The 10,999-nt window shown below is 60.4% G+C and carries 10 protein-coding genes and 1 pseudogene; 2 read left to right on the top strand and 9 right to left on the bottom strand.

The window, feature by feature from the left end; all coding sequences use genetic code 11:
• The 3 genes from ACFXN1_RS50230 to ACFXN1_RS50220 form a co-directional block, all read right to left on the bottom strand.
• A partial coding sequence (locus ACFXN1_RS50230) for a transposase (protein ID WP_379446223.1) occupies nucleotides 1–323 on the bottom strand: 323 nt, incomplete at its 3' end.
• Entirely contained in the window at nucleotides 320–721 is a 402-nt protein-coding gene (locus tag ACFXN1_RS50225; RefSeq protein ID WP_379446219.1) for a transposase, read from the bottom strand. The genes ACFXN1_RS50225 and ACFXN1_RS50230, both read right to left, overlap by 4 nt.
• Before the next feature lie 171 nt (nucleotides 722–892).
• Nucleotides 893–1,840 carry a LysR substrate-binding domain-containing protein gene (locus ACFXN1_RS50220; protein ID WP_379446221.1) on the bottom strand — a complete coding sequence of 316 codons (948 nt, stop codon included), beginning with the start codon at nucleotides 1,838–1,840 and terminating at the stop codon, nucleotides 893–895.
• A gap of 81 nt (nucleotides 1,841–1,921) precedes the next feature.
• Between ACFXN1_RS50220 and ACFXN1_RS50215 the strand changes: the two genes are divergently transcribed.
• Nucleotides 1,922–3,238, top strand: coding sequence for an MFS transporter (locus ACFXN1_RS50215; RefSeq protein WP_379446218.1), 1,317 nt, complete (start codon nucleotides 1,922–1,924; stop codon nucleotides 3,236–3,238).
• A gap of 455 nt (nucleotides 3,239–3,693) precedes the next feature.
• On the opposite strand, the gene ACFXN1_RS50210 is transcribed toward ACFXN1_RS50215, so the two are convergent.
• The 5 genes and pseudogenes from ACFXN1_RS50210 to ACFXN1_RS50190 all read right to left on the bottom strand — a co-directional run bounded on the left by ACFXN1_RS50210 (nucleotide 3,694) and on the right by ACFXN1_RS50190 (nucleotide 9,116).
• Complete coding sequence (locus tag ACFXN1_RS50210; RefSeq protein ID WP_379446224.1) at nucleotides 3,694–3,975, bottom strand: hypothetical protein; 282 nt, start codon at nucleotides 3,973–3,975, stop codon at nucleotides 3,694–3,696.
• A gap of 108 nt (nucleotides 3,976–4,083) precedes the next feature.
• A pseudogene (locus ACFXN1_RS50205) lies at nucleotides 4,084–4,356 on the bottom strand (NAD(P)-binding domain-containing protein); the annotation flags it as partial.
• Between the two features lie 220 nt (nucleotides 4,357–4,576).
• Nucleotides 4,577–5,800, bottom strand: a complete 1,224-nt coding sequence (locus ACFXN1_RS50200) for a cytochrome P450 (protein ID WP_379446217.1) — start codon at nucleotides 5,798–5,800, stop codon at nucleotides 4,577–4,579.
• A gap of 264 nt (nucleotides 5,801–6,064) precedes the next feature.
• Complete coding sequence (locus ACFXN1_RS50195; RefSeq protein WP_379446216.1) at nucleotides 6,065–7,243, bottom strand: M24 family metallopeptidase; 1,179 nt, start codon at nucleotides 7,241–7,243, stop codon at nucleotides 6,065–6,067.
• A gap of 847 nt (nucleotides 7,244–8,090) precedes the next feature.
• On the bottom strand, nucleotides 8,091–9,116 hold the full coding sequence (locus ACFXN1_RS50190) for a group II intron maturase-specific domain-containing protein (protein WP_379446215.1): 1,026 nt from the start codon (nucleotides 9,114–9,116) through the stop codon (nucleotides 8,091–8,093).
• A 154-nt stretch (nucleotides 9,117–9,270) separates the two neighbouring features.
• On the opposite strand from ACFXN1_RS50190, the gene ACFXN1_RS50185 reads away from it, so the two are divergent.
• Nucleotides 9,271–9,477 (top strand): tyrosine-type recombinase/integrase, encoded by a 207-nt coding sequence (locus tag ACFXN1_RS50185; RefSeq protein ID WP_379464095.1) that lies wholly within the window; start codon nucleotides 9,271–9,273, stop codon nucleotides 9,475–9,477.
• A 22-nt stretch (nucleotides 9,478–9,499) separates the two neighbouring features.
• On the opposite strand, the gene ACFXN1_RS50180 is transcribed toward ACFXN1_RS50185, so the two are convergent.
• Nucleotides 9,500–10,330, bottom strand: a complete 831-nt coding sequence (locus ACFXN1_RS50180) for a reverse transcriptase N-terminal domain-containing protein (RefSeq protein ID WP_379446753.1) — start codon at nucleotides 10,328–10,330, stop codon at nucleotides 9,500–9,502.
• Nucleotides 10,331–10,999: the final 669 nt, after the last annotated feature.

The raw sequence follows: 10,999 nt of genomic DNA, 5'->3' as shown, positions 1-10,999 counted from the left end.
GTCCCTCCCGGCTGAGCCGGGGATACGACACGCCGCTTCGCGGCGCACAAGGATTGCTCGACGATCCAGCGGCCGGCGGTGACCTTGTCGCGGGTTCCGCGGCGGGCGATGTATCCGGTGATATGTCGTTGCCGCAGTTCGGAATACACGCTGGGGTAGTCATATCCTTTGTCCGCGATCAGGTTGGTGATCCGGCGACGGGGTTGGCCCGCGCGCCCGCGCAGGGGTCGGACCCGGTCGAGCAGCGTGGGCAACAGCAGGTGGTCGTTGACGTTGGCCGCTGACAATGCGACTGCGAGCGGGAATCCGTTCCCGCAGGTCAGGACGTGGTGCTTGGAACCGGTCTTGGCGCGGTCGACCGGGCTCGGACCTGTTGCGGCGCCCCCTTTTTCGCCCGCACGTGCGAGCCGTCGACGATGACCCGGTCGAAGTCGATCATCCGGGCGGCATGGGCACGGGCGAGCACGGCTTGATGGATCTGCTCGAATGCTCCGGCGGCTTGCCAGTCCCGTAACCTGCGCCAACAGGTCATCCCGGATCCGAATCCCAGTTCCTGGGGCAGGTCTTCCCATCCGATCCCCGTGATCAGCACGAACAAGACCCCCTGCAGCACCCGTCGACTGTCCATCTGCGGCGGTCCCGGTGTTCCGGCCGGTTTCACCGGCAGTAGCGGTTCGATTACCGCCCACAACTCGTCGTCCACGGTCCATGGTGCTGCCACATCGAAACATCCTGCACTGCAACGGAACCAGACGCCAACTGACAGAACCTGTTAGGAGCTCTAAGCCTTGGCCATCCGAAAAGGCGATCGGAAGAATCGTTAAATCCAAATGTGTGGTCCGCTCGACTGAAACGCGGCGGTGGAACCCGCCGGCCATTCGGCGTCGTCCTTTCATTTGCACGGTCGCCCGCCGTCGTTTTCTGACGCTCCGGCTCCCGGTATGAATTGGCGACAGGCAGGAGGAGTGCCTGTGTCATCGCCGGGGCGTATCTGGTTGCCGTGAGCGAGAATCGTTGAAGTCAATGCCTCCACAGGTTCGGCGGGGGCACGTGGGTTCGCCAGTAGGATCAGGTCGAGTTCGCCGAGTTCGGGCAGTCCGGCGCCGCTGGACAGTTCAACCAGATCCCGCGGGAGCAAGCTGCGGGCGAAGATTGCGACGCCAAGCCCTGCGCGGGTGGCGGCAAGCACGGCGTTGACACCACGAGCAGTGCAAACCGCACGGTATTTGATGCCCGCTTCCTCGAGGGCTCGCACAGCCAGTGCTCGGCTCGGACTGGGGGCCTGCCACACGATCAACGGCACCGGCCGGTCATCGTCCCATCTCAGACCGGTGCCCTCGGCAGCAGCCCACACCAGCCGGTCGCGACGGATCAGCCGACCGCGCCCTTCGCCGGCCATCGTTTTCAGGAATGCGATGTCAACGTGCCCGGACTCCACTCGACGCTCCAGGTGCGCCCCCTGGGACACGGTGAGATCGAGGGTGATGCCGGGGTTGAGATGGCGGAAATCACGAAGAATGCGTGGCAAGCGTGTCAACGCGAGATCATCAGTCACTCCGAATCGCAGGCGGCCCCGCACTCCGGCACCGGTGAAGTAGTCAACCGCAGCGGTATTCGCGCTCAGGATCGACCGAGCGAAGCCCATCATCGCCTCCCCATCCACAGTTAATCTGACAGTACGGGTATCCCGGATCAACAACGGCCGCCCCACCGCCTGTTCGAGTTTTCGGATGTGCTGGCTCACAGTGGGCTGCCCCAGCCCCAGTGCCACTGCGGCCTGCGTGAAGCTCAGTGTCTGGGCCACTGCCAGAAACGTCCGGACTTGCTCGGGAGGTAACATCATCCATCCATCCTGCGTGAGCCCATCACGATTCGCAATGAGAATTATTCGACCAATTCGCTTTCTTAATTTCTCGAGCGCATGGACGATGAAGATACTGACCCGAACGACACAGAAAGGCCCTTTACCGTGACCAGGGCGGCCGACAGAAGCGCGGATCCCCACACCCCACTCGAACCAACTACCCCACAACACACGAGATTTGCCGCGCTGGGCTCCAGAAACTTCCGGCTGTACATGATCGGCCAGGCTGTGACGACCACCGGATTGTGGGTGCAGCGCATCGCCCAGGATTGGCTGGTCCTGAGCCTGACCGGAAGCGCCACCGCAGTCGGCATCACTACCGCTCTGCAATGGGCACCGATACTGATATTCGGCCTGGTCGGCGGGTGGATCGCAGACCACTACCCAAAGCGCCGTGTATTGCAGATAACCCAAACCGCCGCAGCGGTTCTGGCTGCGATTCTGGCCGCCTTGACCCTCACCCACCAGGTGACCGGCTGGCACGTCCAACTCTTCGCTGCGGGGTTGGGAACTGTTGCGGCAATTGAGCAGCCCGTACGCCAAGCCTTCCTTACAGACTTGGTTACAAGAAATCAGATACGCAGCGCGATCAGCCTCAGCTACTCCGTCTTCTACCTCGGAAACTTTGCCGGTCCGGCGATATCGGGTGTTCTGATCACAGCAGTCGGACCTGGTTGGGCCTTCGCGCTCAATGCCGTCGCCTACGTTGCACCACTCACCGCGCTAGCGCGCATCGATCCTGACCCAATCAGGCCGCAGCACTGCAGCCGCAGCACTATATCCGCCCCGGAGGAGCTGGGCACTGTGCTGCTGCGTCCTGAAGTCTGGCGGCCCATGGTGATGTGCGGAGCCATTAGTATGTTTAGTCTCAACATGCCGGTGATCTTGACTACCTTTGCTCGCGCCGCCGACAGCGGTCCAGCCGGCTATGCACTCCTGACTTCATGCCTCGCGCTCGGCTCTGTGTTGGGTGGAATCGTCTCCGCTGGGCGAACCAGCACAACCCTGCGCACACTAACCCTCACCGGGTACGCTTTGGCCGCCGTCTACGCTCTCTCGGCATTAATGCCCACATTGTGGAGTTTTGCATGCGCGCTAGTGGCGATAGGCACATTCAGTACACACTTTTTCACCGCGTCGAACACAACTGTGCAGCTTTCCGCCGGACGTACACTGCGCGGGCGTGTAATGAGTGTGTATCTTCTCGTATTCGCTGGTAGCGCCGCCATCGGCGGTCCATTGCTCGGTATCATCGTTCAGCATCTCGGCGCCCGTACGAGTCTCCTGTTTGCCGGCCTGGTGCCTTTCAGCACTTTTCTCTTAATATCGTTGCCACACGCACTCAACCGGTCGCACAGAGACCCAGTACGGTGAAGTTAGGGGCCGCTTCTTACTACTGGAACATGGCTTCCACTATGTCGAAGCGTTATCCGCCCCAGGTTCGCGAGTCTGTTCGCCTTGCCTCGGAACGACTGGATGAGGCGGATCGCAACTGTGGGCGGGCCAACGTTATGAGTTGACGTATCTGGGTACGAGGTTCGAGATAACAGGCGGCCCAACAACACTGACGTTGCGTTGCCGGGGCTGGCCTCGGGTTTGGCTGACTTCTGGTATGCGAGGACTTGGTCCTTGTTGTGAGAAGATTTGTCATGCCGAACCCGCGGCCAGCCCTGCTTCCCCAGATCACGCCCTCTCGCGGGGACTCTCGGAATACCTAGCGGTTGCGGCACGTTCAGATCGATTCGCCGCGCACGATCATCCCAGTGCGGCGCGGGCGGCAGCATCGAGAATCGATACGATCCGCGAACACAGGAACTGCTTACTGCTTGTTATCGAGTAAGCTGCCACGACTGCTCTGGGGTGTGCACTGCACGGCTTGGGTTCAAACGGTGCTCGACACTCGTGGACCAAGACACATTCAGCCCAGCGAGCGGACCGTCTGGAAATTGCATCATTCGTCCGCCAATCTCCAGCGGCCCGAGATCCACAGCGGTAAATCCAGCACTCGCCCAAAGATGTGCCACCACTTCGACCGCCGACGGATGGTCGCTAGCCATGAACAGCACTCGACTGAAGCCAGTCTCGCTGTCAGGCTTCTCGGCCAGCGTCATGGGACTCAACGTATTTGCAGACTTAACCACGCGGGCTCCCGGCACCAAACCTTGAACAATACTACTCGAAACGTCGCTTCCCAAGGAGTACCCAGTCGCGTTTGTCGTATCAATTAGAATCTGCCCTCGCCATGCGTCTGGACAGCCCAGCGCAGCAGTGAGGCTCGACCATGGAACAGCCAGGACAACAATCTCTCGGCGTATGACCTCCTCAACAGAGGCCGCTGTGGCGCCCCCCAGATTGTCGACTACACGAGTTAAGGTGGTCGGACCGCGACTGTTACTTAACGCCACATCATGCCCAGCTCTAATCATGTGCCCTGCCAGCGCTTGGGCAGTCCCGCCGGCGCCGATAAAACCGATCTTACTCACTTCCCCCATCCTCTCATTCTAGCCCAGTGGATCACTGTGATTCGGACCCAACGAACTGCTTCTCAATGACGTTCGCCTCGGTATTTACATTGATGCGACGCCCTCCATGCGATTCCGCCATGAGCAATCACACACCCTCTTCGCGAATCCGCCCGTCTAAGAGTTACGAGTGGATCGCAGGCTCAACCGACTCTTTCACGGCGTATAGACCTGACTTTTATCGTCAGAGTCAGAAGACGACGTGCAGGGGCCCGAAGTGACGATGGGAAAATGCACGGAAGCTCGGCGCTTCCTTTGTCGGATCAAGACGCACATCCGGCAGGCGACTGATTACGGCCGTCAAGGATTCACGCATTTTAAGGCGGGCGAGCCACATACCCAGGCAAACCCGCGGCCCGACGTTGAATGCGATATGATCAGTCAGCGCCTTCCTCTCCAAATCGAACAAATGGGGGCAAGCGTAGTGACTTGGGTCTCGATTAGCGGCTGCATGCACAAGGCAAATCGTGTCGTTCTTTTTAACCTCAGCGCCTTCGAGTAACACGTCTTGATTAGCGACCCTGAACCGCCATTGAACAGATCCGAGGAGGCGCAGCGTCTCTTCAATAAATGCGTTGAGAGCACCTTCGCGATCACTCGACACCGCTTCACGGACTTCCGGTTGCGTCAGGTACAGATAGAACGTATTCGCTATGGCATTTGAGGTTGTCTCACCGGCGCCCAGCTCTATATCTCTGACAATCGACATCACTTCGTCTACCCCGACTGGGCCATAGATTTCGGGCGTCAGTGTCCAAACTTTGCTGATAATATCTTTGCCGCGTTTATCTCTCCGCTCAAGGACAATAGGACGGAAAACGCTATTCAGCTCGTCGGACGCAAGTTTCGCCTTCCGCTCAGCCTCTTCGCCAGAGTACCCCATGCCGACCCACGCAACGATATCTCTATGCCATTCAGCGATACCAGCCATAAGTTCGTCGTCCCTCCAAGGAAGTCCGAACATCGACGCCATAATTCGCGCCGGCACTATTTCCGAAAACTGATTTACCAACTCGGCCACGCCGTTTCCGGCGAAACGATCAATTGCGTCATTGATCACTGGAACAACGTGTTCATCGCGATATTGATCGATGACCGATGGACCAAGGAGTTTTAGGTAGAGCCGCCGCATACGCTTGTGGTCGTCTCCGGTCAGCGAGCTAACGGAGGTTCTTCCGCCCTTAATTTCGAACACCAGCGGCGGCGCGTCGGCTACCGCAATCCTGTATTTATTCTCATCGAATTCAATCTCCTTACAAAGATCGTAGCTCAGCACGAGCCAGCATTTGATCCCGGGATCCCAGACTACAGCTCCCCTCTCCCGCAATACATCATAAGCCGGGAATGGGTCGATGTCAGCGAGTGAGAGCATCGACCAGTCTGCGGATGCTGGCGAGATATTCGGAGCGCTCATATTATCTCCTTCTCCAGAGGAAGAATTACCAAACCCAAGGCCGGATGCACACTCATCATCCAACCCCCAGTCGTATACAGACTCCCGCGAATACGCACCTGCATTTCATCAGCTTCCCATAGCGGCTCGCAATATAGGCTTGCGTAGCGGTGCCGAATGCCCGTTCGGAAAGCAAGCAACTGAACGGGCATTCGAAGTGCTGTGTGGCTATCCTACAGGTTATAGCTGCTCGCTCAGGAATCAAGCCGCCCTTGTTGACATGTGTCAGAGCTCGACAATAGGAAGCTCCTCGGGCGACACCTCCGACAGGAACTCGACACCGTTCGGCAAAATCCTGATCACTTCCTCCATCTCGAACACACCATCTGCGGCTACGAGCTTAGGTTCAACGTGGAGGATCATGCCCTCTTGAATTAGCTCGGTAGACTCGGGCATCAACGACGGAGGTTCTGTAGCCCCTACGCCAGAGCCGTGCCCGACCCGTCCCGCGCCGTGTGTCAAACCAGATGCAGCGATATTTCTTTCGTGCCAGGTTTCATCGAACAGCTTGAAAACATCGCCACCAGTCATTCCAGGACGGATACCTTCTGCCACACGAAGCGTGACACTCCTCACAAACCTGTATAGCTTCTCTTGCTCAGGGGTTGCCTTACCTACCTTCGCAACGCGGTTCAGGTCACTAATTGAGTCGCCACGGCGGGCACCGAAGTCGACCCAAATAAAGTCGTCTCTTTGCAACTTGGTGTCGTTATTCGGTTGGGTGGGGCTCTTATGGCCGCGGGCGAAGCGGACGGGTAGCCAGTCGACGCTCTCTGCACCAAGTGCAATCAAGCGCTGCTTCAGAAGCTGCCCATATTCGAACTCACTCATCCCGAGGCGAAGATCGCCGAGTCCAGCAAAATAGGCCTCGGTCGCCATTTTGCATACTATTCGCTTTGCGTCGAACTCATGCTGAGTTTTGATAACGCGCTGCCGCCAGATGAGATCGGCCGCATCCGTAAGACGGAAGTTGTGCGGTTCGCTGCGCAGGGCATCGACCAGCGCAATCGAGCCGCGCCCGAACATGTCTGGTCCGTAGTCCAGGCCAACGGCGGATCCGCTCGGGAGCCCACTCAGACAGTCTTTTGCACTCTCCAGAGCAGCGCCGATGAAACCGCTGTAGAATACGGCTTGCACGTTAGGATTTCGACCGTAATATTCGTTCTGGCCTTCGATTCGGCTCATCACAATCGAGACCTCAGACTTATCTCGCCGGATGATTCCGATCATGGGGCGCGAATTCGAGATCCAAAAGAGAGTCCGAAACCCTGTGTAGTATTCGAAGTTCTCCTGAGATGTGATGATCAGCGCGTCCAGTTGCTCTTGCGCCATATTATCTTTTAGAATAGAAATCCGAGCATCTACTTCGGACTCTCCTGGCCAAGCGGGAACTGTGCTCGACATGCTTACCTCTTTGTAGTCGTCGCGTTGATAATTTTGATTCGGTCACTGCTAACCGGCACCGGAGAATGCGGCATTGCCGACCTCGTATCCACGGTCGATGCACAATTTTTTCGGTGTGTGACCCAGGTTATGTACCGGCCGATTCGGCGTCTATTACCAAGGCTGCACCTCGCGGTTCCGGACTAGTACCGGTCGATGCGGACGATGGTTCATCCTCGGCACGTCTCGCAACGCAGGCCGACAGCGAGGCGTCGGGATCCGCTGATCTGCTCCGTCGCTACACAGTTTGTATGGGTTCAGGAGCGTGTCTACGAGCATCCTAGGCACCAGACCTAGTGAGTTGGTCTGCGCATTCGACCCAGCGTTCCGGTCCGCGCAAAAGGCTGGTCCGTCGGCCGGCACAGTAAGCCGCCGGCACGAGAGCTCACACCGCCTGCCCACCTTGTCTGCAACGAACGTGGTGCGTCAACCGCGAACTGACTACGGGCGCGTCTCCGCTGGGCCGATCTGTCCGAGCGGTTTGAAGAGGACCCTAATTTCCACATGGACATCGCTACTAGTGCTGTGTCAGGCAACGTTGGGTAGGTAATCGGGTAGCCGGATCTTGGAGTTGACGGCGAAGTCGCGTTTGGGTTGGGCGTGCTGGTTGCGCCAGCGCAGGTAGTCGCCGATCGCGGTGTCTTGTTCGGCGTGACTGCGGTGGTCGGTGCCGTTGAGCGCGAAGGCGCGCAGGACCGCGAATTCGCATTCGGCGGGTAGCGAGGGCGTGTTGCCACTAAGGCCCTCGCCCCCTAAGAACCGGCCGTGCCCGCTTTCCAGGCAACCGGCTCAAGCAAGCCCCGAGGGCTCACAGGTCGGCAGAAGTGCGGTGCCCGCCAACGCTTCTGGTGTGATTGCGGTGGCAGTGGGCGTGCACGAGACGCGTTGCGGTCCGGTCGTCCGGTGGGTGAGCGCCCGTGATGGTGATCGCCTGTCGGCGGATCGCGGTGCGGGCGGCCGTGAGCCACTGCTGCCACTGGTATGGCGTTTGTGGTTCGCGGTCGGTGTGCAGCAGCAACCCCTGGCAGAGCGGGCATCGGCCGTTCTGCGCGCGCAGGCGGCGCAGGGTGTCTTTGCCCAGCGGGGGTGTGCGGCGGCGACGCCGCTCGGTCCAGTAGTCGATCAGCGCGGGGTCGTCCGGAGACGCCGTGCCTGCGACCATCCGGTGCCGGACGATCGGTGTCCAAGCGAATTTGCGCAGGTAGAAGCCACTGTCATGGCTGCCGAACACCCACGAATCCCGCCTGGCGGGGTTGAACGCGCCGAAGTAGCGGGCCTTGACCCAATACATCGGTTTGTTCGAATGACGGAATCTGGCCCACTTGTAGACCAGCCGCCAGAGGTGGGCGTCCAACGCGTTGAACACCCGTTTGGAGGCCCCGATCCGGTAGTAGGCCGCCCATCCGGTAATGATCGGATTGAGAGTGGCGGTCACGGCGTCGGCATTCGAGCCTCGCAGCCGCTTCATCTCGGTGGACAACCGTGACCGGATGCGCCGCAGCGCGGCGTTGCTCGGCTTGGTCAGCAGCTTCCCGTTCGGGTATCGGCGAATGTTGAATCCCAGAAAGTCCACGCCCTGGTCCAGGGTCGTGATCCGGGTCTTGTCCTCGTTGAAGACGAGCCCTCTGGGAGCCAGCCACCGCGCCAACTGCTTCTTTACTTGTTCGGCCTGCTCGCGCGAATAGCACAGTGCGAGAAGGTCGTCGGCGTAGCGGATAACCGCCGGGCAGCCCTTCACCGTCTTCCCGGCACGAGTGCCGTTGGTGTAGTAGGCGACTCCGGCGGCGGCCTCCATGCCGTGCAGAGCAACGTTGAGTAGCAACGGGCTGATCACCCCGCCTTATGAACAGCGCTGGGTTATGCGCAGCGGCGGACCGTAAGGCCTGGTCGCGGTGGTGCAGGGGGCGAATCACTACGCATAACCTGGGGACTCTCGGCCCTGGCTGGCGCCGACCTCAGCCCACACGCCCTGCGTCACACAGTAAGCCATGCACCTCTACGAAGCCGGCGTCCCGTTGCCCTACGTCCGCGACATCCTCGGACACGTCGACCTGTCCACCACCGAGATCTATGCCCGCGCCTCCACCGAGGCCAAACGCAAAGCCCTCGAAGCCGTCTACACCGACATCGTCACCGGCGATCTACCCGAATGGAACCACGACACCGAACTGTTGAACTGGCTCACCGGCCTGTGATCCCCGACCCCCGGCAGAAGGGTTATGCGCAGTGATTCAACCCCGGCATCGCCGTCACCAGGCCCAGCGGGCCACCACTGCGCATAACCCGGCGCTGTTCATAAGGCGGGTTATGTTCAGCTGAACATAACCCGCCTTGTGGGGCACCCTCCTCGGTCGGCGCGAAGCGACCCTGATCGACCACGCCGGCAGTCAGCCACTGCCGCACGAGCCCCAAAGCGGGGAACGTGCCGAGCGAGCCGACGATGTGAGCGTGGTCGAGGTGATCGAACGCGGCGGCCAGATCGGCGTCCAGAATCCACACGCGTCTGGCGTCGGTGCGGCTGACGGTGGTATGGATGGCCACGATGGCGTCGTGGCATCCCCGGCCCGGCCGGAACCCATAGGATTTGGGTTCGAACCGGGCCTCCCACTCGGGTTCCAGCGCGTTGACCACCAGCGCTTGCAGCGCCCGGTCGGCGATCACGGGAATCCCCAGTCCGCGGCGGCGCCCGTTGCTTTTCGGTATGAACACCCGCTTGACCGGCCGTGGCGACCACGCGGCGGTGCGATGCTGCAACCAGTCGACCATGTCGGTCTTCTGCTCCGCATCGGTCACCACCTCGCCGTCGATCCCGGCGGTCTTGCGGCCCGCGTTGATCTCCGTGACCCGCCGCACCGACATCAGCGCGTTCGCGCGGGAACGAAGCATCAACTTCTGCAAATTCCGGACCTTCTTCAGGTCCCCTGCCTGTGATGCCGCGAAGATCCGCTGCCGCAATCGCCGTACCTGGTCCTCGACCGCGCGCCATCGCACGGCGTCCCAATCCAGGACCGGGTCTCCGGGTCCGTTCACCAGCAATGTGGTGTCCAACTTGCCCCTTGAAGTTCCAACGATTCGGTCATCGAGTCATCCGCAGGCTCACCCGGCTCGCGTCAGCACCCTTTCAGGTCGAGGCAGCAGCCTCTATCCGGCCAGTTATGCGGGGGCCACCAGCGGAGGAACTGGTTGTGCGGCACCCGGTTTCCTGCGGCCTTTCGGCCCACCGGCATTCGCTTCTCGAGCCATCCTGCCCCCGCTGCGGAAATCAGCCTTCCTCACAGTCGGCCTACCAAACTCGAAAGAGCCTGGACCGCATCGGGATTGTCACGTTCCGCATGAGACAGACACGACCGGATTGGGTGCCCTCTGTACCCCGGGGACGGTGGTGCGCACCCGCCCGGCCAAATTCGCCCGGACGGCACCTGCCGCATTCCAGCGGCGAGTCCCTATCTCCCACTGCCACTTCCCATCGGTGAGAGTGCTCATGACGAGGCGTCGACGAGGGTTCACGCGATTCACCCGCCCGGTCTTCCCCAGCCTGTAACCCCCGGATGGAACGAGGGTCCTTGGGCCGCGCCCTCGGGCTTCGCACCCCACGGTCACCCATGACGCACGCCGAGGCGGGTGTTGAGCGTCACTCAGGGTGGTGACCACAGCGGCCGGGTTCGTCACTGGGGATGGTGATCTCGGCTCGGGCGGGCTGGTGGGGTTGATCTTGTT

It is taken from the genome of Nocardia sp. NPDC059154, from assembly GCF_042755705.1.
GTDB lineage: Bacteria > Actinomycetota > Actinomycetes > Mycobacteriales > Mycobacteriaceae > Nocardia.
Note: the sequence above shows the minus strand (reverse complement) of the source record. Positions and strands in the feature narration are given on the sequence as shown.